At 49.9% G+C, this 21,911-nt stretch carries 16 protein-coding genes and 2 tRNA genes; 5 read left to right on the top strand and 13 right to left on the bottom strand.

Annotated elements, in window-relative coordinates:
* Positions 1 to 3: 3 nt before the first annotated feature.
* From trkA to hpf, 7 genes are all read right to left on the bottom strand, one after another.
* Positions 4 to 1,374 (bottom strand): Trk system potassium transporter TrkA, encoded by a 1,371-nt coding sequence (gene trkA / locus IG82_RS0100470; RefSeq protein WP_082191978.1) that lies wholly within the window; start codon positions 1,372 to 1,374, stop codon positions 4 to 6.
* A 14-nt stretch (positions 1,375 to 1,388) separates the two neighbouring features.
* Positions 1,389 to 2,756, bottom strand: a complete 1,368-nt coding sequence (locus IG82_RS0100475) for a sigma-54-dependent transcriptional regulator (RefSeq protein WP_031933745.1) — start codon at positions 2,754 to 2,756, stop codon at positions 1,389 to 1,391.
* 55 nt (positions 2,757 to 2,811) lie between these two features.
* Complete coding sequence (locus IG82_RS0100480; protein WP_031933746.1) at positions 2,812 to 3,888, bottom strand: sensor histidine kinase; 1,077 nt, start codon at positions 3,886 to 3,888, stop codon at positions 2,812 to 2,814.
* 34 nt (positions 3,889 to 3,922) lie between these two features.
* Positions 3,923 to 4,786, bottom strand: a complete 864-nt coding sequence (locus tag IG82_RS0100485) for a hypothetical protein (protein ID WP_156095272.1) — start codon at positions 4,784 to 4,786, stop codon at positions 3,923 to 3,925.
* Positions 4,787 to 5,165: 379 nt separating this feature from the next.
* The gene (locus IG82_RS0100495; RefSeq protein ID WP_031933749.1) at positions 5,166 to 5,456 is read right to left on the bottom strand and encodes an HU family DNA-binding protein; all 291 of its coding nucleotides are present in this window, start codon (positions 5,454 to 5,456) and stop codon (positions 5,166 to 5,168) included.
* Between the two features lie 1,025 nt (positions 5,457 to 6,481).
* A complete protein-coding gene (gene dnaK, locus IG82_RS0100520) occupies positions 6,482 to 8,428 on the bottom strand; it encodes a molecular chaperone DnaK (RefSeq protein WP_031933751.1) in 1,947 nt (648 codons plus the stop codon).
* Positions 8,429 to 9,239: 811 nt separating this feature from the next.
* On the bottom strand, positions 9,240 to 9,593 hold the full coding sequence (gene hpf / locus IG82_RS06785; RefSeq protein WP_052545534.1) for a ribosome hibernation-promoting factor, HPF/YfiA family: 354 nt from the start codon (positions 9,591 to 9,593) through the stop codon (positions 9,240 to 9,242).
* 318 nt (positions 9,594 to 9,911) lie between these two features.
* Between hpf and IG82_RS0100550 the strand changes: the two genes are divergently transcribed.
* Together IG82_RS0100550 and IG82_RS06790 are read left to right on the top strand one after the other, a co-directional pair.
* On the top strand, positions 9,912 to 10,568 hold the full coding sequence (locus IG82_RS0100550; protein ID WP_031933754.1) for a transaldolase family protein: 657 nt from the start codon (positions 9,912 to 9,914) through the stop codon (positions 10,566 to 10,568).
* Between the two features lie 7 nt (positions 10,569 to 10,575).
* Positions 10,576 to 11,763, top strand: a complete 1,188-nt coding sequence (locus tag IG82_RS06790; RefSeq protein WP_052545535.1) for a tyrosine-type recombinase/integrase — start codon at positions 10,576 to 10,578, stop codon at positions 11,761 to 11,763.
* Between the two features lie 42 nt (positions 11,764 to 11,805).
* Here the strand turns inward: IG82_RS06790 and ppdK are convergent, their stop codons facing one another.
* From ppdK to IG82_RS0100575, 4 genes are all read right to left on the bottom strand, one after another.
* On the bottom strand, positions 11,806 to 14,478 hold the full coding sequence (ppdK, locus tag IG82_RS0100560) for a pyruvate, phosphate dikinase (RefSeq protein ID WP_082192002.1): 2,673 nt from the start codon (positions 14,476 to 14,478) through the stop codon (positions 11,806 to 11,808).
* Entirely contained in the window at positions 14,468 to 16,570 is a 2,103-nt protein-coding gene (gene glyS / locus IG82_RS0100565) for a glycine--tRNA ligase subunit beta (protein WP_031933757.1), read from the bottom strand. Before glyS ends, ppdK begins: the two co-directional genes overlap by 11 nt.
* A 77-nt stretch (positions 16,571 to 16,647) precedes the next feature.
* Positions 16,648 to 17,757 carry a hypothetical protein gene (locus IG82_RS0100570; protein WP_156095273.1) on the bottom strand — a complete coding sequence of 370 codons (1,110 nt, stop codon included), beginning with the start codon at positions 17,755 to 17,757 and terminating at the stop codon, positions 16,648 to 16,650.
* 143 nt (positions 17,758 to 17,900) lie between these two features.
* Positions 17,901 to 18,806, bottom strand: coding sequence for a glycine--tRNA ligase subunit alpha (locus IG82_RS0100575; protein WP_031933759.1), 906 nt, complete (start codon positions 18,804 to 18,806; stop codon positions 17,901 to 17,903).
* 284 nt (positions 18,807 to 19,090) lie between these two features.
* On the opposite strand from IG82_RS0100575, the gene IG82_RS0100580 reads away from it, so the two are divergent.
* Positions 19,091 to 19,167 (top strand) — tRNA-Pro (locus IG82_RS0100580).
* A 115-nt stretch (positions 19,168 to 19,282) separates the two neighbouring features.
* Here IG82_RS0100580 and greA read toward each other — a convergent pair.
* Positions 19,283 to 19,789 carry a transcription elongation factor GreA gene (gene greA / locus IG82_RS0100585; RefSeq protein WP_052545536.1) on the bottom strand — a complete coding sequence of 169 codons (507 nt, stop codon included), beginning with the start codon at positions 19,787 to 19,789 and terminating at the stop codon, positions 19,283 to 19,285.
* A gap of 140 nt (positions 19,790 to 19,929) precedes the next feature.
* On the opposite strand from greA, the gene IG82_RS0100590 reads away from it, so the two are divergent.
* Positions 19,930 to 20,658: a pseudouridine synthase gene (locus tag IG82_RS0100590; protein WP_031933761.1), complete on the top strand. Its 729-nt coding sequence runs from the start codon at positions 19,930 to 19,932 to the stop codon at positions 20,656 to 20,658.
* A gap of 107 nt (positions 20,659 to 20,765) precedes the next feature.
* Positions 20,766 to 21,695, top strand: a complete 930-nt coding sequence (locus tag IG82_RS0100595; protein ID WP_031933762.1) for a divergent polysaccharide deacetylase family protein — start codon at positions 20,766 to 20,768, stop codon at positions 21,693 to 21,695.
* A gap of 60 nt (positions 21,696 to 21,755) precedes the next feature.
* On the opposite strand, the gene IG82_RS0100600 is transcribed toward IG82_RS0100595, so the two are convergent.
* Positions 21,756 to 21,829 (bottom strand) — tRNA-Gln (locus IG82_RS0100600).
* Between the last annotated feature and the right edge of the window lie 82 nt (positions 21,830 to 21,911).

The raw sequence follows: 21,911 nt of genomic DNA on the forward strand, positions 1-21,911 counted from the left end.
CGGCTAAGCCTCTTTCGGTTCAAAAAGAGATTGCACTTTTTTGAAGTGGTTTTGGTCTGTCAACAAGATTAAGACATCGCCAGCGGCCAAGAGAAAGTCGGGGGAGGGAAACAAAATGCTTTGATCGCGCAACACGGCGAACACCCAAATTTCACGTGGTGTATTGATTTGGCTTAATGTCATATGGCTGGCACTGGTGTTTTCTTGGAGGTGAATCTCCATGATGGTGTCAAAAATGCCGTCTCCCAGTTTATAGAGGGCGTGGACATAGTTTCTGCGGATGCGCCTTAAAATGAGTGACAGTGTGAGAGACGATAAATTCAGCGGGTTTTCGATGCCGAGGGAGTTCATGAGTGACACATAGCTTTTTCGCGACACTAAGGTGGTCGCCCGTTTGGCGCCATAACGTTTGCCCAAAAGCGAGGCTAAAATATTGACGTTATCATCGGTTGTGATGGCAATGATGTTGTCGGTAAACTGGATGCCGGCTTCTTCAAGGATGTAATGATCGAGGGGGTCCCCTTGAATGACAATGGTGTTGTTGAGTTGACTCACAAAGTCAAGGTTTTGGGTGTCTTGATAACGAATAAAAATGCAAGAAATCGCAGGGTAGAGGCGTTCAATTTCTGAGGCCAGCGCCAGGCCCATGCGGTTATTTCCCAAAATCAAAATACGCTGCGTGCGGTCTTCTTGAAACCCTGCCACCTCTGAAAAGGCTTCAATGGCGTCCGCAGGCACCAGAAAATAGGCATGATCCCCTATATTGAGCAGTTCATGCCCTTGGGGGATAAAGGTGGTTTTGTGGCGCACAATCTTGATAATCATGGCATTAAGGGGGCCGAGGTCTTTATCAAGGTGTTTGATGGGACAGTTGAGAAACGGGCTTGATTCCGTAATTTTGATGCCAAAAACATGGAGCTGTCCGTTAAACAGCGGAAAATTAGTGAAGGCAAAGGGAGCGTGGAGATTCCGTAAGATTTCTTGGACGGTTTCTTTTTCGGGATTGATCACAATATCAATGGGGAGATAGCGCTTTTTATAGGGCGTCATTAAGGGCATCTCAAGGTCAGCACTATCACGAAGCCGTGCAATTTTTGTTTTGACACCAAAAAGGCTGTCGGCCAGCTGGCATGCCACAATGTTGGTGTCATCCGTATCTGTGACAGAAACGAAAATATTGGTTTTGTGAAGTTCAGCCCTTTTCAAGATATTAGGGTCAGTGGCGCTGCCTTGGATGGTTTGCACATCAAATTTTTCAATGGCCCCTGACAGCACTTCAGCAGAGGTGTCAATGAGGGTGATGTCATACTCATTGGCCAGGTATTCCACAATGCTTAAGCCTACATTTCCCGCACCACAGATGACAACCTTCATGAATGCTGTTCCCTTTATCCTGTTTTTTGAGCCGTTGTTGTTGAGCGTAGCATACGTATTTTTCGATGAAGTGCAGAGCGTTCCATATCTACAAATTGTGACGTTTTTTGTATATTGCCATCAAACCGTTCAATTTGTGCCATTAAATATTTTTTTTCAAAGTGAGCTCGCGCCTGTTTAAGGGGCATCCGTAAATAGTCATGGAGGAAGGAGGCAGCCTGGGGGTGAGATGTGGGTGCAGGAGAGGGACACACCAAGGGGGCCTCATTATCCGGATCTGTCAGCAAAAGACATCGTTCAAGGTGATTTTTGAGCTCTCGTGTATTCCCTGGCCATGCATAGCTTTCAAGGGCCGTCACAGTCTCAGGCATCAAGCTCCGTGGCTTTTGTCCATACCGTGTGCATAGGGTGTGGAGATGGTGATGCGCCAGGGCGCTAATGTCTTTTTTCCGCATGCGCAAGGGAGGAATGCGCACATGATGCATCTGGAGGCGGTCATACAGTGTCTGGCTGAATGTTGTGCGCGTCACCTCCCGATCAAGCGGTGTGTTTGTGGTGGCGATGATGCGGGTTTGCAGTGGAAGCGATGTGCCAGATGAACGTGTAAAGGTCATGGTTTGAATCAGGTGTGTCAATTTTTTTTGTATTCGTGGGTGCAGCTGGTGCACATGCTTGATCACAAGGGTGCCCGAAAAGGCGTGGTCCACCAAACCGCACTGCTCAAGGCCAAAATGTGGTTCCTCTCGCCCTAAAAACGTGTCATCAAAGGTGTGGGGATCAAGGGTGTGCGCATGGACTTCCACATAATGCCCGTGGACTGTTTCGGGGGAGTGGGTGTGTATCCAGTGGGCGAGCCGGCTTTTTTCAGTGCCCGCTTCCCCTTCAATGAGCATGGCGTGGATATGGCGCGTCAGCGCCGTACAGTGATGATGCACAGCTCGCAGGCCTTTGGTATGGTCAAATAGAGGTGTGTCGTGGGTATATGTGGTGAGCCTTTGCCTATCGTGCTGTAATTTTTTTTCTCTCAGCGCACGCTGAATCGCGAGCAAAAGACGATCGGTATGAAACGGTTTTTCAATAAAATCGTAGGCTCCTTTTTGAATGGCTTGTGCCGCAATGTCCAAGGTGCCGTGTCCACTCATCAAAATGACCGGCGTGTGCGGGTGCGAGCGTGTGAGGCGTTTGAGAAGAGAAAAACCATCCGAAGCCTTAAGCCACACGTCAAGTAATACCACTAATGGCGGCAAATGAACCAAGGCGTTAAGGGCCTCTCGGGCTGAGTGGGTGGCACATACCTGGTACCCCGCATCTTCGAGTAGATCTTTGATGGTAGCGCAAATGTCTGGCTCGTCATCCACAACCAATAGGGGGGGGCGGGGCATAATTTATCTAAAAAAGATCTTTTGACCGGCAGCATGTTCTTTTTTTGACTAAAAATCAAGCAGATCGGACCTGTTTGTTCTGGGGAAAGCGCAGAATAGACTGAGCACCGCCTGAGGTATGGCGTGTCATGCGGATAGTGCCTTGATGTTCTTGAATGATTTTATTGGCAATGGCTAGACCCAGACCCATGCCTTTGTTTTTTTTCGTGACATAGGGTTCAAACATCTGATCTTGGAAAGAGGCATCAAGGCCCAACCCATTGTCTGAGATGTAGATGGTTGTATGATCAGGCCCTTGCTTTATTTCAATATGAATCGCGCCCTGCACGGTGCATGTGGCACTTTTTTCTTGAATAGACTCCACCGCATTTCTGAGAATATTCAAAAACACCTGTTGTATCTGTTGGGGGTTGCAATAAAGCTGAAGAGAGGTGGGGCCATGCAGTTCCCACAAAATGCTGGGTGCCATGGCTTTTTTAAGCTCCATGATTTGGTGAATGAGGGGCACAACATCGACCCACTCTTTGTGGGAAACAGGGGGTTTGGCAAACACGAAAAATTCTTTAAGCAAATGGCTCAGGTGCGTGACTTGCCGGATGATGATGTTAATTGAGTGACTCATTTTGGAAATATCGCACGGGGGGTGTGTGAGCAGTTTGCCAATTCTTTCTGCTGACAGCTGTATGGGGGTGAGGGGGTTACGTATCTCGTGGGTGAGATAGCGTGCTACGTCAATCCAGGTGGCCTGTTTTTGACTGTTGATGAAGGCAGTCATATCTTCAAAGGTAACCAAGGTTTTGCCGCCATCCAGGGCCGTGGCTTGAACCCTTACAATCAAGGTTTGTCCACTCACCCTCAAAGAGAGTTGCTGACAGTTAGCATCTTGGCTTTCTATGATTTCTCCACCACCTGGAAAGATGTCTTCAAAACATGTTGTTTGGAGCTTTTTATGGCTCATGTTCAGCAGTTTGCGTGCTTTTTTGTTGGTGAGGGTCACTTTTTTTTGATGATTTAACACCAACACCCCTGACGATATGCTGGCCAAAATGCTTTTTAACATGTGGTGGCGTTTGGTGAGCTCGTTATAGGCCTTTTTCAGTTCTTTTTGCTGATGAAAAAGGTCGGCAGCCATATTTCTAAACGTTTGGTACAATAAGGCCAGCTCATCAGGCGTTTGGGGGGGGGAGTGCTTGTTTGCTCAAAGAAAGTCGGCCGGCGCAGATGGCTCTTGCATCATGGATTAAGTTGTGGATGGGAACGAGAATGATGCGTGAGAGGCGCAGGCCCCACACAATAGCCATGCCCAGCGTGAGGCACATCAACAGAATGAAAAAAAACACACAGCACAAAATCATGGTTTCTCGGTGTTTGATGAGTTGGGAATAGGCATGGAAGGCCTTTTGTGTCCTATGAATGTTGTTAAGCACGTCTGGGTCTATGCGGCGACTGGTTATCAGTAAGACATCAGGATTAATGACACGGGTGGTGATGAACATGGTCTTTTCTTGATTGATATGGATGAAGGTCTCATACGTTTTGGCTGTTTCTTCTGGAACGCGGGGCCAAGCGGCGGTTTCTTTTTTTTGATAGGGCTCAAGCCCCAAGACAACTTGAGATTTCCCCAAGATATTACCTTCGCGGTTAAGAAGGATAGCACCACTCAAACTTCGTAATCCCACCTGCAGGGTGAGGAATTTGTCTAATACAACAGGGTTATGGATAACATGAGGCAAGGCGTCTGTGATATCTTGGGAAAATAAGTCAACATTTTGCCTAATAACGGCTTTGTGCTCATTGAGATAGGCTTTGGTGATTTTTTGAGCTTCTAAAATGGCGCCTGTGACTTTTTTGTCAAACCATGTGCTGGTGGCAAGATAGAAGAAGATAGATAAAAAGATGGCCAAAAAAAGAAAAGGCGGAGCAATCAGAGAAATAAAAAATTGTACAATCTTTTGATGAAGCGAGGGGGCTTTATGTGTGGCCTTTCGGTGGGTGGGATGACCAGCTATGTGTTGTCGGGCATACATCATGGGTGTGTGGCCTGAGCCCGTGCCTTGGCGCTTGTGCTCAAAACTAAAGGTGTGTCAACGTGTGTGTTCAAGACGGTGCTCAGGGATCTGTCCGAGAACGTATCCAAGGGGATACTTTTTTTGATCGGGAAAAACAACACCACGGCCCTTGTGGTGGATGATGTGTATTGCACAGAGCCTCAGATAATTTTGTCCAAAAAAAACAAAAACATCCTACAAGAAAGAAGAGAATGCCACAACCCTTATCGGTTCCCCAACGTTTATTGTGGATCCTAAGCTGCTGGCCTATCAACGCGGAAGTGCACAACCTGCCTTCACATGCGTAGGTCTTTAACAGGCAAAGGCGCGAGAACAAAAGAAAACAAGTCGTGATGCGCGGTTAAGATGGTGATTTTTGATTAATCGCCAAGCGCAACTTTTTGCCAGCCTTAAAAAAGGGAATCCACTTTTCTTCTACGGGCACGGGTTCCCCTGTTTTGGGATTGCGCGCCATGCGTTTTTCACGTTTGCGTAAACAAAAACTGCCAAGTCCACGAAGCTCAACACGATCATCGCGCTGAAGTGTGCTGACAATTTCCAGAAAAAAAATAGAAACAGCACCTTCAATAAGTTGGTGATCCATTTCTGGGTGCAGTTGACAAAGTCGATTTATCAAATCTGAGCGAGTCATAAAAAAAACCCCCTACTTTTGTGACAAGAGTTTGACCAGAATATTATGAAAAAAGAATGCCAAAACGAACCATACCTCTATTGTTTTCTGTTTTTCTGAAAAAAACGACATGTTTTTCCTTATAGTCTGTTTTTATTATTAATAAAGTTATATTTCAAGAAAAATATATTTTTTAGTATTTTAATGACAAAATTTATGCTTTTTGATTCTCTAATAAAGGTTACATTATTTTTTATTCTCTTTTTTATTATAATTTTTAGACTTATTTGTGACAAAGGCAATGACAGTAAAAAAAGGGCGTTGACTGTAAATAAAGCTCATTCTAGGTCTATGCCTGTTTTGACGCAATGTTTTTGCGTGGGATATCCCTGTTTTTCTGGGGTTACACACAAAATACACGTTTTCATGAGGATCGTTTTTTCCATGAGGCTCGCTCTTGTTTGTGGTGTGCAGTCAAAAGAGTGTTCGGTAAAACATGACCATCTCTTTGGCGGGTCTGCATCCATGATGAGGTGGAGAAAAGTCATAAACGCGGGTTGTTTTTTTAATAAACATGTGGGTCTCTGGCCCAGAACGCCTTCGTTTTCTGTGTTTTTGTGAGAAGAGGAAGCCAAAAAAGGAAGCAAAAAAAGGGAGGTAAGAGCGCGAGATACGAAGGCGAGCATGGATGAGAGGGGGAGATGAAATGTTCAAGAACGTCATGGGCAAAAGGTCAGGCGTATAAAGCTTTTTTAGGAGTATGATGGCAAACGCTGGTCCTATAAACGCTGCGTTTGCAAACACTGTTCTACAAAAACGCTGGCTCACACACGGTGGTCTATTGAGCCTACCCATGCTAGGTCCATAAACATTGCATTGGCCGACAAAACACCGCATCTAGAAACGTTGTGTGACAAAGAAAAAAGCCTCCCTTAAGGTAAGGAAGGCTTCACCAGATGACAACATTCAATCAAGGCAGGCACGCAAGAGACACGTTGCTCAAGGGGCCCCTCAAAAGGGTGTGGCGTTGTTTGTGCCTTTGCCCCTTAAGCGCCATCAGCTTTTTTATTCGTGGAGACATCCTCAAAATCAGCATCTACCACTTTTTCTTCCGGCTTTTCTGGCTCAGATGCGTCGCCAGATGGCGCATCGCCTGAAGAGGCTTTGGCTTTCTCTTGCTCCGCCTTATACATCACCTCGGCTAATTTCATCGACTTTTGTGTCAGCTCTTCCACGGTTTTCTTCAGCGCCTCTGCGTCCACATCCTGGTTTTCAAGATTCTTTTTCACGTCTTCCAACGCTGTGGTGATGGACTCTTTATCTGCGACCTCAAGGGCATCCCCATGCTCTTTCAGGTTTTTGTCTGTGGTGTGGACCAGGCTTTCGGCTTGGTTTTTCACCTCCACCAGCGCACGCCGTTTTTTGTCTTCTTCAGCATGTTGTTCTGCATCACGCACCATTTTTTCGATATCTTCTTCCGAGAGACCGCCTGAGGACTGGATGCGGATTTGTTGCTCCTTGCCGGTGGCCTTATCTTTGGCTGACACATGCACAATGCCGTTGGCGTCAATATCAAACGTCACCTCAATTTGAGGCATACCGCGCGGTGCTTGGGGCAGACCCACCAAGTCAAATTGGCCTAAGAGCTTATTATCCACCGCCATTTCACGTTCACCCTGAAACACACGAATGGTCACGGCGGGCTGGTTGTCCTCAGCGGTGGAAAATGTTTGTGATTTCTTGGTGGGAATGGTGGTGTTGCGGTCAATCAGCTTGGTAAACACACCGCCCAACGTTTCAATGCCCAAGGAAAGGGGCGTGACATCAAGCAGCACCACATCCTTCACATCACCTTGCAACACACCGGCCTGAATAGCGGCGCCGATGGCCACCACCTCATCAGGATTCACGCCCGTGTGCGGTGCACGGCCAAAAAAGGTTTTCACGGCTTCCTGAATTTTGGGCATACGTGTCATGCCGCCCACCAGAATGATTTCAGTGATATCCCCTTTGTTCAGCTTGGCATCTTTGAGGGCCTTCTCACAGGGCACCAAGGTGCGTTGAATCAAATCGTCCACCAAATTCTCAAGTTTAGCACGTGTAAGCTTGACTTGAAGATGCTTGGGGCCGTTTTGATCCGCCGTGATAAAGGGAAGGTTGATGTCTGTTTCTTCTGTGCTGGAAAGCTCAATCTTCGCTTTTTCAGCCGCCTCTTTTAGGCGCTGAAGGGCCATGCGATCCTTGCGCAGATCAATGCCATTTTCGTTTTTAAATGTCTCGGCCAAAAAATCGATGATGGCTTGGTCAAAATCTTCACCCCCTAAAAAGGTGTCACCGTTGGTGGAGAGTACCTCAAACACACCTTCTCCAATGTCAAGAATAGAGACGTCAAAGGTGCCGCCGCCTAAGTCATACACAGCCACCTTGCCGCCCTTGTTTTTCTCAAGGCCATAGGCCAAAGCTGCCGCCGTGGGCTCGTTAATGATGCGCAACACCTCAAGCCCTGCAATTTTACCCGCATCTTTGGTGGCTTGACGCTGAGCATCGTTGAAATAAGCTGGCACCGTGATCACAGCCTGGGTGACAGGGCCGCTGGTGTGCTTTTCTGCTGTTTCCTTCATTTTTTGCAGGATGTACGAGCTGATCTGGCTGGGGCTATAGGGTTTGCCGTTGGCTTCTACCCAGGCGTCGCCTTTGTCGCCTTTGACGATTTTATAGGCCACAAGCTCTTTATCTTTTTGCGTGATCGCATCATCATACGGCCGCCCAATCAGGCGCTTGATGCTGTAAAAAGTGTTGTCTGGGTTGGTGACCGCTTGCCTCTTGGCCGGTTGCCCCACCAGGCGCTTGCCGTCTTTGGCAAAGGCCGCCACAGACGGGGTGGTGCGATCCCCTTCCGCATTTTCTAAAACTTTGGGTTTGCCATCAACCATCATGGCCACACAACTATTGGTGGTACCAAGGTCTATGCCAACAACGCGATTCGTGCTCATATGTTCTCCTTCAGCAAGCTCGGGGTCCTTTGCAGCAACCCTGAGATCCTTTGTTTTGATACAATAAACCCCTTGCCCTTATGGCCAAAAGGTACGTGCTTATCTAAACGAATTTGGGGGGTAAAATCAAGAAAAAAAAGCGATGTCCACATCAAGAAAGCCAGGCACACAAAGGTGTGGGAGGGCGTATGGGGCAGCAGCGCCACAAGCGAAGAAAAAGCCAGCATTCCCTCAAAATATGCATAACGCGTTGAAGGGTGGGCGTAAGATAAGCGGGCACAATTGCATACAGAGCACCACATGCAATGCCGCGCCAAGGCGCGCAGGGAATAGCAGTTAATTTGAGTACACAACATAGCCATGAAAACAGTCAAAAGGGTATCGAGAGATTCTCTTTATAGAATCTCTTTTTTGCGTAAAAAAACCTTTAAATACAGCTACTTAATCATATTTTTTTCAAAAAATGACATCTCTTTCCCTGTGCTGTGCATGTGCAAGAAATGATAGGTAAAAAAAGAGTCGTCGCACCTTCATCTCTTTAAGCGCAGCAAACAAGGAGGCCGCATAAAAAAGCAAAAGATCCCTACATCCGGGTATAAACAAAAAAAACACGCAAGGCTTGGCCCCTTATAAAAGCCACACCTGCATGCATCCAGGCAAGGTGTACGGCAAAGGTTTCCTCATGCTTTTGTCGAATCTTTGCATGCCTGCATGTCATGTGGGTGCGTGCCATCCTTGTCGACGCCTAAACGTGCACGCGGAAGGCCGGTTTTTGAAAGCCCCCCGCGTTCACTGGGTTCGCTAAGGCTTTTTAAGCACTCAAGGCTTGGTCTTTGCGTGGAAATTTGTGATTGTCATGATGTTTGTGATGATCATGAAGACGTCTTTTATAGCGTTGAATATTACGCCCCATTTGCGTGAAGGCATCATGAGCAGATTGATAAGCTTCACTATGTTCGCTGTGGGCTTTTAATATATGCGTTTTGTTGATGGGAAAAATGATGTGCATATGAAATTTGTGATGCGGCGCCTTTTCAAAAATGACGTGTGCGTCGATATCTTTAAGGTGATATTTTTCTTTCAGTTTAATCAGCTCAGTTTCGATATACTGATGAAAGGTGGGCCCAAGGTCGATATTTTTTCCAGTAATAGCATGTGTCATCATCACGTCTCCCTTATCATGGGCACGCTCATAAGGCGAGGCGCCCGTATCGCTGGTGATGGTTACGGTTGGTCACCCATCGTTCCACACAATGGCGAAGGAACATGGTGAACAGACGCACCATACACGCTCATCTCTATTCTACCACTTTTTTGCGTGAGGTGCACATATAAAAAACAATGGTTTGGCTTTTGGGGAAAAAAGGTGGAGCGCAAGAGCGTGAGGGGGAGGGCATGCTGAAAATGCTGAGAGAAAGATTGTTTTTTAAAGGCACCAAATTTAGAATGGTCAGCAATCATCGCATCATCATGGGAGTGTCCTTTGCGTTTTTTTCTTGACTCGTCTGTTCCTGCCGATATTCGCCGCGCGCATGAAACAGGCTTTTTGGCAGGTGTGACCACCAATCCTCACCTGTTGGCTCAATCGTCAGACCTTTCTTTTGCCGATCTTACGGCCATGGCTAAGGTGGTGGAAGGGCCCTTTAACCTGCAAGTGTTGTCAGAAAAGGCAGACGAGATGGTGGCGCAGGGGAAATATTTTGCTTCTCTGGCCGATAATATCGTGGTGAAGGTACCCTTGACCACGGAAGGTCTGAAAGCCTGCCGACTTTTGTCTGAGCAAGATATTCCTGTGAATGTAACCCTGTGTTTTTCTGTGGCGCAGGCCTTGCTGGCGGCGCAAGCAGGGGCGGCCTATATATCGCCGTTTATTGGTCGTCTTGAGGCCTCAGGCGGCGATGGGCTGCAGCTTATTGAAGATATACGCATTGCCTATGATATGGGCGGTATGAACACAGAGATTCTAGCGGCGTCTATTCGTCAGCGTGAGCATGCCGAAGGGGCGGCATTACGGGGAGCAGATATTGCCACGTGCCCGGCGGCCATCTTTTTTGCCTTGCACGCGCACCCCATGACGGATCAGGGCCTGGAAACCATTGTGCCCCATTATCCAGAGCTGCGGGCCACGTGTTTGCCTTAAGGCCAGCATGAGTAAGGCACCGCGCACACCTCTTTCTTCTGCCTGTTTGCGGCATTTGTGCGATGCCTTTGTGGGGGATAAGATTGAGGCTTTTGAGGCATGGATCACCATTGAGCGCGGTCTTTCTCCCAAAACCTGGGTGACGTATGTGTCGGATCTCAAGCAATTTTTTCTCTTTTTACAGAATTATCATGGAGAGACGGTCAGTGGCGCCATGCTGGCGTCCCTGGCGGTGACTGATTTTCGTGCTTTTTTAGCGGCCCGGCATCAAGAGGGGGTGGGGTCGCGTGTGCGGGCCCGTAGTTTATCGGCGCTGAAAACCTTTTTTCGCTTTCTCAAAGATAGCCAGCAAGACCTGACTGTCAGCTCTTCGGCCTTAACACCTTCCTCTGGCCATCCTCCGTTGAAGGCTGTGATGAGGCACACCACGAGGGATACTGTGAAGAATGCCATGAAGCACGATGTGCCCAACCCCGCTGATCCTTCTTCGCGTGAACAAGCTGCGCGACCTGAGGGTGAAGATGCGCCTGAAGGCCCGGCGGCTGGGCTTGATTTTTCGGTGGCGGCTCACAACCTCTCACGACTGGGATCCATGAAGACGCCACGCTCTCTGCCCCGTCCATTGGCCACCCAAGAAGCGCTTTCGTTGGCAGATCTTCCGGAGGATACGTGGCAACAAGCTCGGGATAAAGCCCTTTTTTTGCTGCTCTATGGCGCAGGCATGCGGATTGCTGAAGCCTTGTCCTTAACCCACGGTGATGTGCCCCCCGCGTGGCAAAAAGGGTTGTGCCTTCGTTTTGTGGGGAAAAGGAACAAAGAGCGACAGGTGCCCTTGCTGCAGCCCGTGCATGAGGCGCTGTCTCGTTATCGTCAGAAAATCCCGCACATAGTGACGGCCACGACGCCTTTTTTTGTGGGCCTGCGGGGAAAAGGGCTGCACCCCACGCGTGTGGCGCAGATTATGGCGGTATTGCGTGGGCACTTGGGGTTTACAGGTCGCGTCACGCCGCATACCTTGCGGCACAGTTTTGCCACCCATCTTTTAGGCGAGGGGGTCAGCCTGCGGCATATTCAAGAACTTTTGGGTCATGCCTCGCTCAATTCGACGCAGGTGTATACCGATGTTTCTTTGACGCACATGCGCGCGGTGTATGATAAGGCGCATCCTCACAATAATCCCTCGTCTCGGGGCTGAACAAAACCCCTACGTCAAAACGCACATGTGTGGTGAGCGTGGTTAGAATGCCTTTCTTGTGCGGCGGACGCGGGCTGCGGCAGCAGACAGGCGCGCCACAGGCACCCGAAAGGGCGAGCACGAGATATAATCAAAATCAAGTTGCTCAAAAAAGGCCACCGATTGCGGGTCAGCCCCCTGTTCGCCACAAACACCCAGCTTGATAGCGGGTTTGACGCGTCGGGCTTTTTCGGTCGCAATGCGAATCAATTCGCCCACCCCGGATTGATCCACAGAGGTGAACGGGTCGCGTTCAAGGATGCCTTGATGCCTGTAAGTGGGGAGAAAAGAGTTGACGTCATCACGGGAGAAGCCAAAGGTGGTCTGGGTGAGGTCGTTGGTGCCAAAGCTCATGAAATCAGCGTCTCGCGCAATTTTATCTGCCTTCAGGGCGGCTCGCGGAAGCTCAATCATGGTGCCGATCTTGTAAGAAAAAGATGCGTTCAGGGTGGTCAAGATCTGCTGCGTGTGTTCATGAATGCGGTTTTTCAGCACACGAAACTCGCCAGCCAGGGAAATGAGAGGAATCATCACCTCAAGGTTGACGGGGGTGTCTTCTTGCGCTTCAACGCCCGCTTCTACCAGTGCCCGTATTTGCATGTCATATACCTCTGGCATGGTGAGCCCCAACCGGCATCCGCGGTTGCCAAGCATGGGGTTGGTTTCTTTCAACTCCAAAAGGCGCGCGCGCACTTTATGGGGGCGGATGCTCAAGGCCTGGGCCAGTTGGTCGATCTCTGCATCACCATGGGGGAGGAATTCATGCAGAGGTGGGTCCAAAAGGCGCACCGTCATGGGGTGACCCTTAAGGGCCTTAAACATGGCCAGAAAGTCATTTTTCTGCATGGGTAAAATATCAGCCAGCGCCTGCGTGCGTGTATTAGATTCGGGTGAGAGAATCATTTTTCTCAATGCCAAAATGCGCTGACTTTCAAAAAACATGTGCTCTGTGCGGCATAGCCCCACGCCTTCAGCGCCCATGAAAAAGGCGGTTTCAATATCATGAGGGGTGTCTGCATTGGCGCGGATAGAGAGGCGCCGGTTTTGATCCGCCCACGTCATAAATGTAGAAAAATTGTCAGACGGCGCGGCCACCTGCAACGCCCCTTCGCCAGCAAAGATGTTGCCAGACATGCCGTCAAGGGTGAGAAAATCGCCTTCTTTCAGCGTGTGACCTCCCAATGACAGTTTGTGTTGGGCGAGATTGATGTAAAGATCAGGCGTGCCCACGGTGCACGGTTTTCCCATGCCGCGCGCCACCACCGCGGCGTGGCTGGTCATGCCGCCTCGCGCCGTTAAAATACCTTTGGCCTTGGCCATGCCGTCGATGTCTTCTGGGCTGGTTTCATCGCGCACCAAAATGCATGGCTCACCCTGTTCGGCAAACTTGAGACACGCATCCGGCGTGAGTGCAATGCGCCCCACCGCCGCCCCTGGTGAGGCTGGCAACCCTTGCCCTAGCGCTGCAAGGCCATGATCAGGGGCCAATTGAGGATGTAAAAATTGATCCAGCGTGAGGGGGTCAAAGCGTTGCAAGGCTTCCTCTTTGGTGATGAGGCCTTCATGCACCATGTCGATATGAATCTTAAGGGAGGCCGGCGCCGTGCGTTTGCCGGCACGGGTTTGTAAAATCCAGAGCTTGTGGTTTTCAATGGTGAACTCAATATCCTGCATATCTTTATAATGGGCCTCAAGGTGATCTTTGATGCGGCTGAGTTCTGCAAACACATCAGGCATCACCTCCTCAAGAGAGATTTGCCCTTCTCTTTTTTGAGCCTTTGTCAAGGGATCAGGTGTGCGGATACCGGCCACTACGTCTTCGCCTTGCGCGTTGAGCAGATATTCCCCAAAAAAAGATTTTTCGCCTGTAGACGGGTTGCGGCTGAAGGCCACGCCGGTGCCTGAGTGGTCGCCAAGATTGCCAAAAACCATGGCTTGAATAATCACTGCGGTGCCCCAGCTTTCAGGGATGTGATAAAGCTGGCGGTAGGTGATGGCGCGTTTGTTCATCCAGCTGTTTAGCACGGCAATGATGGCTTGCTTAAGTTGGGTGTGGGTGTCTTGCGGAAAGGGCGCGCCCGTGATTTGATGTACGTGGTCCTTAAAACGCTCTGTCATGGCCATAAGGTCTTCTTGCGGAAGATCGCTATCTTGAGCCGCGTGACGGGCTTTTTTATAGTGCTCTAAAATGGCCTCAAAAGGCTCGAGGTTTAACCCCAACACCACGTGGCTGTACATTTGAATAAACCGACGATAGCTGTCAAAGGCAAACCGGGGATTGTGGGTTTTTTCAGCTAAGCCCTGCACCGTTTGGTCGTTTAGCCCCAGGTTCAAAATGGTGTCCATCATGCCCGGCATCGACGCCCGCGCGCCTGAGCGTACCGAAAGCAGCAAGGGATCGTGCGCATTGCCCAAGGCTTTGCCCATATGTTTTTCAAGATGCATCAGATGAGAGGCCAGCAGTTCATCAAAGGCCTCAGGCAGGGTTTTCTTGTGGTCATAAAACCAGTTACACAGGCGAGTGGTGAGAATGATGCCCGGAGGCACCGGCAGGCCCAGCGCCACCATTTCCTTAAGGCCCGCGCCTTTGCCGCCCAAGCGTTGGCGCTGTTCTAGAAAACCGCCTTCAGACGGTTCATCAAGGGTGGTGATCCAATCGTGGGTGCTAGAGGACATCCCACGGGCCAAATTGTCGGGTGAGGTGATGGAGGAGTGCAAGGAGTTTGATCCTATTATCTCGTAAACATGGGTCATCTGCATTTACCATGACAGCTTCAAAAAACTTGTCAATAGAGGCGCTAAGGCTAAAGAGGGGCTCCTCAAACGTCGCTGGCGCGACAGGCATGGCAGGCTTTGTGAGCTGGTTGTGCAGCGCTTCGATTTGGTCCCACAGCGCGTGCTCTTCAGGGGCTGTAAACAAGGATGTGTCAGGAAGCTCATGGTTGTTTTGCAAAGCTTCTGGCGTTGATGAAGGGGGTTTTGATAAAGGAGGCGCTGATTTGTCAAGAATCTTGGTGGCGCGGCTCATGGCGTGGATGATCCCTTGAAAGGCCGGGCGCTGCCACAAGCGCCATAACCAGGCTCCATAGGCGCAGCGGCCCTGAAGGTCCAGTGGGGCATAAAGGGTGGCGCCCTCTATAAAGGTGATCAGGGGGCTGGGATAGCCGTGATGCTTGAAGAAAAACGACAACCGTTCTTTAAAAAAGAGGGCGAGATCTTCCCTCACCTGAGGGTGGTCACAAGACACCCCGTGGTCTTTCCATAATGCGGCCACAGAGGTCAAAAGCGTGTCTATGTCCACAAAGGGGAGGGAGGCCAAGATATCAAGGATGGTGTTGCCCATGCGTTTGAGGGCTAAGGGATCCTTAGACCCGGTGGGTTTATGGCCAAGTGCGAAAAAGCCATAGAGGCTATCAAGGCGATCTATCAGCCCTAAATAACGCGCTTCTTGACTCATGTTTTCTTTCTGTGCAGGGTTTTGGTATTGGCCTTCAATGGCCTTGCACACGGCAGGGGATAACCCTTCGCGCGAAGCATAATGGCCGCCCATGGATCCTTGAAGCTCGGAAAATTCTTCCACCATCAGCGTGGCAAGATCTGCTTTCGAAAGGGCGGCAGCTTGCTTGAGGTGCGTTGAGGTGGGCAGCACAGTGCCGGCTAAGGTGTCAAGGCGCTCTGTTTTTTGATAAAGGGTGCCTAACCCTTTGAAAAAAAGGCGCTGCTTGAGTTTGTCTCGCTGGGCCTTAAGGGGCGTTTGGGTATCTTGCTCATATAAAAACAACGCATCCTTAAGGCGGGCCTGGATCACGCGCTCAAAGCCTTGGGTGATGGTTTGTCCGTCATCGGGGGTGTGGGTGTTGGCCACGGCCACGAAAAATGGTTGAATCACGCCGTCAGAGGTGTAGGTCGGGAAACATCGCTGATGAACACGCATGGTGGTGGCCAGCACACTGTCGGGAAGGCACATCACATCGTCGTGAATCCGTCCCAGCAGCACATGAGGCCATTCGACCAAGTTTTGGACTTCATCAAGCAGTCCGCCTTCGCCCAGATCGTGAGGCGCCAACTCAAGCCTTTTTGCAGCCAACAAGGGTTGCACTTGGGATAAAATAGATGCACGTCGTTCTTGTGTGCACACCATCACATAGTGTTCACGCAAAGTGCGTTGGTAGGTGGCAAAAGAATCCACCTCAAAAGGCCCGCGCCCCAAAAAGCGATGACCTTCTGTGAGATGGCTGCTGATAAGGGGGGTGCCGTCAAAATTAACCTCCATGGCCAAGGGGCGCTGATCCCACAACAAAAGGATTCTGCGTACCGGGCGCACCCATGACATGATGCCTTGCCCCCAGAACATGCGCGCGGGCCAAGAAAATTCTTGGATAATCGCCAAAAGCAACCCCGGTAACATGTCGGGTGTGTTTTGTGCAGGGGTGGTGATGGTGGCTGTCCAAAAGGTGCCCTTGGGGGAGGTTTCTTGTGTCAATTGCGCTTTTGTGGTGCCCGCCTTGGTTAAAAACCCTTGAAGAGCCACGTCAGGTGCATCAATGCGCGGCCCTTTCATGGTGAGGGTTTCAGGTTTCACCACAGCGTCAAGGGTGTGGATATGAGCTCCCAAGCGGCGCGGTGTGGCAAAGGTGGTGAGGTCTTGATAGCCAAGGCCTGCCTGTGTGAGCTTTTTGTGGAGCAGGTCTTGAAGCTGTTTTTGTGCACCCTTAAGCGCGCGGGCGGGCATCTCTTCTGTCAACAGCTCAAACACCACATCACCCACAGCGTCTCTCCACCTGAATCTCTAACGATTGACCTCTCTATTGTTAGCGCGTTCTGAGCCACGATGCAATCATGCTGTCACATGTTTGGGGGCATGGGAAGCGGAGGTATAGATATTTCTGGGGCCCCGTGTGGTAAGGAATCTTGTGGTAAGAGGTCTTGAGGCACAAACCCTTGTGGTAACGGTTCCTGCTGTGCTGGCACCTGCTGTGAGGGAAAATGCTGTAAGGGACTTTGTGGCAAAGGATTTTGATAAGGTGGGGGATCGTAAGGGGGCGTTAGGGGCCCAGGGCAAGCGTTTTGTGGGGCGGGTTGATTAACAGGCTTTCTTGGTGGGGGCTGCAGTTGAAAGGAGGGGTTTATGTTCATGCGTGAAAAAAAGGGGATAAAGAGGGCTGTGTCTGAAGACGTGGGGCTATGTGCAGGCGTCATAGGCATCGTCTCTTTTTGAGGGCTACCGGCAGGGTGACGGTGGCGCTTCAGGGAGGCAGGAAAACCTTGCGGCGAAGGCAAACGAAGGGCCACCGAGCTTGGAATGGAAGGAGAAGAAACCGGGCTAGACACCAATGGGAAGAGGTATTCTTTCTGTGCTTGTGTGGCGGGAAACGATGACAGCGCCAGGGTGTGTGGGCGCCAGGTGAGGGAGGGAAGGGTAAACATATTAACAAGCATGTTCATATCTTGAGATGAAAACATCTGGCCATTCGTTTTTCTCACATGCCGCGCCACAAGGATATTCGTTTGGAATAAGGCTGGTTTCTGATGGAAAGGGTCATAAGCATGAATCGTGCAATAGAGGCGTCTATTGAGCTGATCCAAAAGATTGTCAGGTGTCAGGTGAGCTTCCCAGAAAAGGGTGTCCCCTTTATAGGAAAGATTTTTTTGCATGATGGCTTGGAGAGCCATGCCTTGCGTGCATTTGACATATTCACCGATGGCGTAGCTTAAGTCACCGGCGAGGCTTTCTACCTGCTCATCATTGACATTGATTTTGCATAAAAAGATGCGTGGTGCTTGTTGTGGCACGTCGAGTATAATACGTTGGCGTTCGGCATGCCCAGATAAGACCCGTCGTTGGGTGGACACAAGATCTTTGGGTGCCAGGATTGCCAGATCAAACATGCCGGCATGGGACGTGGGTGAGCACAAAGATAGACAGGCCACAAAGGTGGCTAACAAATAAAACATAAGGTATTCATTGTGATTTTACTTCATGGATTGTGGTTATTTTATATAAATTTTACAAAAAAGCGATCTTATTTTGATTTATTTTTATAAAAAATCCAAACAATGGGTGTGCGCTGGGATGTGTTTCCTCAAAAGCGAAGAGCTCATGAAAGGGGGGCAGAAGCTCGGTTTTGCCACGCGTGGATGCTTTGTTCAGCGCAGTGTCGTACCTCTTGTATATAAGAAACACGCTCTTTGTCACTGAGCGCCCCTCGCGCATCGAGAAGATTAAAAATATGGCTTGCATGTACACAGCGTTCATAGGCCGGCAGGGGCATTTCTCGGGACGACAGGTGTTTGGACTCTTTCACCGCCATGGAAAAGCGCGTCGTCAGGTCACAGACATTGGCTTCGTGGAAGTTATAAGACGACAGCATAGCTTCGGCCTCTTGGTACACATCGCCATAGGTAAGGGACGTGCCGTCTGGCATGCGCTGCCACAACAAATCATAGACGCAGTCTTTATGTTGTAAAAACATCATCAAACGTTCAAGGCCATAGACGAGTTCTGCCGTAATAGGTTTGAGGGGGATCCCTCCCATTTGTTGGAAATAGGTGAATTGGAGGATTTCCATCCCGTCACACCACACTTCCCATCCAAGACCAGCGGCGCCCAGCGTGGGGCTTTTCCAGTTATCTTCCACAAAGCGAATATCGTGCATAGCCATGTCAAGACCCAGGGCTTCAAAGCTTTGCAGCATAAGGTCTTGCACGTTGGCAGGTGACGGCTTGAGAAGCACCTGAAATTGGTGGTGCCGATAGACGCGGTTAGGATGAAGGCCAAATCGCCCGTCTGTGGGCCTGCGTGAGGGTTGCACGAAGGCGCCATAAAACGGGGTGGCCCCCAAACACCGAAAGACCGTTTCAGGGTGAAAGGTGCCGGCACCCATCTCGATATCATAAGATGGCAACAGCGCACACCCCTGATTTGCCCAAAACGCATTCAACGTGGCGATAGCGCCTTGAAAGGTGATGAAGGGGAGATCGTTGGTGTGTGGGCAAGCATTCATACCGTGCACTTTATCGGGTTTTTTGCGCGCGCGTCAAGCAAAGCCAGCTCGCATGCAACAAGGGAGGGTGATGGATGTGATAGAGGTCAGGTCAACTCTTTAGGGGGGGGTGCAGCCAATAATTGCCTTTTGTTTGCCTGTGTTTATTTGAGATTATGTCCCATATGTATGATTATGCTCGGCATTTGTTGTCAGTGGTCTGTGTGTCTTGTCAAAGCACATCCGTAAATAATTATTAACAATAACATAGAAATAAGTTTTTTTTTATGTTACTTGAGAAGGGTCGGGGTGTAGCGCAGCCTGGTAGCGCACCTGCTTTGGGAGCAGGGTGTCGGAGGTTCAAATCCTCTCACCCCGACCAAGGGGTGTAGGCTAACCTATGCTAAGATGGGGCCAACATGTGTGGTCCCGTCATCGCAACACCTTATGTGGGACGAGCTTTTGTTGAGCGGCGGTGTTACGAGCATGAATGGGGCCTAGCGTGAAACAGGCGCTGCTTTACCTTGGGCAATGTCATAAGAGATGCTGAGAATTTCATACTCTTTCGTGCCGCCAGGAGAGGTGATTTCAATGGATTCACCCTGTTTTTTTCCTAAAAGGCCGCGCGCCAAGGGTGATTCAATGGACAAAAAGCCATTTTTGATGTCGGCTTCGTCTTCGCCAATAATTTGATAGGAAAGCTCGCGCTCGCTTGCCTCGTCAAAAAGGGTCACACACGCACCAAAGACCACCGAATTATCCGCCGGGGCGCGCACATGCACAACGTCAGCATCAGCAATTTTTTGCTCAAGTTCACTGATGCGCCGCTCAATCACGCGCTGTTTTTCTTTGGCCGCCGCATATTCTGCGTTTTCAGAGAGATCACCATGGCGCCTGGCATCGGCAATGGCGGCAATGACATCAGGCCTGTCTGTGCTTTTGAGGCGACTCAATTCTTGCGTCAGCTGTTTGTAGCCCCGTTGCGTCATGGGAATCTTAGGCATATCTCTCCCCCTTGCTACCCATTAAGATAAGAGGATATATTAGGAGAGATGCGGGGCCTGCACAAGAGGGGTGGGTCGTTTTTTAAAAAATCATCACAACGCGCAAGGGGTTTTTGTTTCAAGGTCCCACAAAGGTAGGAGTGTGGCGCAAGGTGCGACTCGTCAAATATTTAGCTGAGCGTGGCATGGGCTCGCGCCGCTTTTTGGACCGGTGGATTCAAGAGCGCGGCGTGTGCCTCAATGATGTGTGTGTTTTTGACCCTGCCATGCAGGTGAGCGAGGCAGACCACATTGTGATGGATGGTGCACCTGTTCCTTCAGCAAAACCGGCCAGGCGTGTGTGGGCCTTTTATAAACCGCGTGGGGTGCTGACAACCCATCATGATGATTTTCACAGGCCTTCTGTGTTTGATGTGTTTAAAGGGGCGGGAAAAGGTCTCAAAACTGTGGGGCGCTTGGATCAAGAATCAGAAGGGTTGTTGTTGCTCACTAATGATGGGGCTTTCAAGCGTTTTTTAGAGCTGCCGCGTCACAGGATTGCTCGTGTGTATCATGTGCATTATCGGGGGGGGCTCACACCTGACATGTGTGCCCAGGCGCGCGCAGGCCTCACCATCAAGGGGGTGCACTATGCACCATGCTCTATTCAGCCATTGCGCAACACAAGGGCGCAAGATCATCAGTGTGCCATCACCCTCTACGAAGGAAAAAATCGGGAAATTCGCAAAATCCTGGGTTTTTGGGGGTGTGAAGTGCGGCGTCTTATCAGAACGCGTTATGGGGGTGTTTCTCTTGGCAGACTCACGCCTGGAGCGCACAGACAGGTGCAAGAAAAAGAAATTGACAACATGGATAAAAATGTTCCATAAACGATGATTGCTTGGGTTTTGATTGTCACGGTGTTGACTGGCGTGGTGCAGGGTTTTCTGAAACATAACTTTTGGCCTTTTGACTTTTGCTGTAACACTCTTTGATCATGCTGCCCTTTCTTGAGTTTTTGAAACGTATCTTCCGCCCCATCACGCGGCCTGTTGTGTTGGGCGTGGTGGTGGGCATATGCTTGACGTTTCTCATGTCAGCTTTGTGGTTGTTTGAGGGAGAGAAAAAGGGGGAGGACGCCTTTCGTGAGGATGTGGTGCACCAAGCTCCTGCGCTGAATGTATCTGTGGTGGCAAAACCAGAGTCCAAAAAATATGCCTCTTGTCATGAGGGCGGTAAACTGGGTGAGCATGGGCACATTGCGCCCTTAAAAGGCAAGGGTCCTTTTGTGAGCTTTGTGATTTTTGGGTTAGGTCAAGACAAAAAGCTGGTAAAAGAATCGCTTGTGCACATTCCGCGCGAGTTTGCTGTGGCAGTGCCTTTTGGGACGTATCATGCTGATTTTTTGTGTCAGCGTTTTTATAAAACAGGGCATGAGGTGTTGTTGGATGTGCCGCTAGAATCAGAGGGTCGCATTCAGGATCAACAGTTTTTAAGCGCCCAAAGCTCTTGTGAAGATATAGCGCGTTATATGGATCGTGTGCGTGCTTTTCGGGTGATTGGCATTACCCACACCAACGGTACCGCATTCACAAAAAATGAGCAGGCTATGGGGCGGCTTTTTGATTATTGTTGTCAGCATGCCCTTTTTTTCTTAGATACGTTAGCCACACCCTTCAGTTGTGCAGAGCGTTTGGGTCGAGAGTGCGGGCTGTATGTCATCACGTCTCACGTCTTTCTTGATGGGTGTCAGAGGGTGACACCCGCTTTTTTGGCAAAATTGGTGAGGAAAAAGAAATCTGTTGTGATTGCCATTCTGGTCACGCGCGGTGATATGGAGCGTCTCGCACATCTGCCCATGCGCGTTCATAAGGCGGGAGGTCATGTTGTGCCCTTATCGGCGCAGCTGTCTGTTCGCCCCAGATAGGCGATTTGAGACTTGTTGCCTCTTGAAAGACCTGAAAGGGGCTGTTGGCACAGAAGACAGTGGCTGGGAGACCTGGATTCGAACCAGGACTACGCGGTCCAGAGCCGGGCGTTCTACCGTTAAACTATCTCCCATTAGGTATGAGGGTAAGAAACTCTGCGGGAAAAGCCAAGCCTTTTTCGTAAAGGCGATGCCCTCAATCTTTCTGTGGGGCGC

Source organism: Candidatus Hepatobacter penaei, from assembly GCF_000742475.1.
Lineage (GTDB): Bacteria > Pseudomonadota > Alphaproteobacteria > Holosporales > Hepatobacteraceae > Hepatobacter > Hepatobacter penaei.

What these genes read in the sequence shown, in the direction of transcription:
- IG82_RS06790 (WP_052545535.1), top strand. Translation starts at nt 10,576, where the DNA reads ATGAGTAAGGCACCGCGCACACCTCTTTCTTCTGCCTGTTTGCGGCAT.
- ppdK (WP_082192002.1), bottom strand. Translation starts at nt 14,478, where the DNA reads ATGTCCTCTAGCACCCACGATTGGATCACCACCCTTGATGAACCGTCT.
- dnaK (WP_031933751.1), bottom strand. Translation starts at nt 8,428, where the DNA reads ATGAGCACGAATCGCGTTGTTGGCATAGACCTTGGTACCACCAATAGT.
- IG82_RS0100595 (WP_031933762.1), top strand. Translation starts at nt 20,766, where the DNA reads ATGCTGCCCTTTCTTGAGTTTTTGAAACGTATCTTCCGCCCCATCACG.
- IG82_RS0100480 (WP_031933746.1), bottom strand. Translation starts at nt 3,888, where the DNA reads ATGGCTGCCGACCTTTTTCATCAGCAAAAAGAACTGAAAAAGGCCTAT.
- IG82_RS0100485 (WP_156095272.1), bottom strand. Translation starts at nt 4,786, where the DNA reads ATGATGTATGCCCGACAACACATAGCTGGTCATCCCACCCACCGAAAG.
- IG82_RS0100570 (WP_156095273.1), bottom strand. Translation starts at nt 17,757, where the DNA reads ATGTTTTATTTGTTAGCCACCTTTGTGGCCTGTCTATCTTTGTGCTCA.
- IG82_RS0100475 (WP_031933745.1), bottom strand. Translation starts at nt 2,756, where the DNA reads ATGCCCCGCCCCCCCCTATTGGTTGTGGATGACGAGCCAGACATTTGC.
- IG82_RS0100495 (WP_031933749.1), bottom strand. Translation starts at nt 5,456, where the DNA reads ATGACTCGCTCAGATTTGATAAATCGACTTTGTCAACTGCACCCAGAA.
- hpf (WP_052545534.1), bottom strand. Translation starts at nt 9,593, where the DNA reads ATGATGACACATGCTATTACTGGAAAAAATATCGACCTTGGGCCCACC.
- IG82_RS0100575 (WP_031933759.1), bottom strand. Translation starts at nt 18,806, where the DNA reads ATGAATGCTTGCCCACACACCAACGATCTCCCCTTCATCACCTTTCAA.
- greA (WP_052545536.1), bottom strand. Translation starts at nt 19,789, where the DNA reads ATGCCTAAGATTCCCATGACGCAACGGGGCTACAAACAGCTGACGCAA.
- trkA (WP_082191978.1), bottom strand. Translation starts at nt 1,374, where the DNA reads ATGAAGGTTGTCATCTGTGGTGCGGGAAATGTAGGCTTAAGCATTGTG.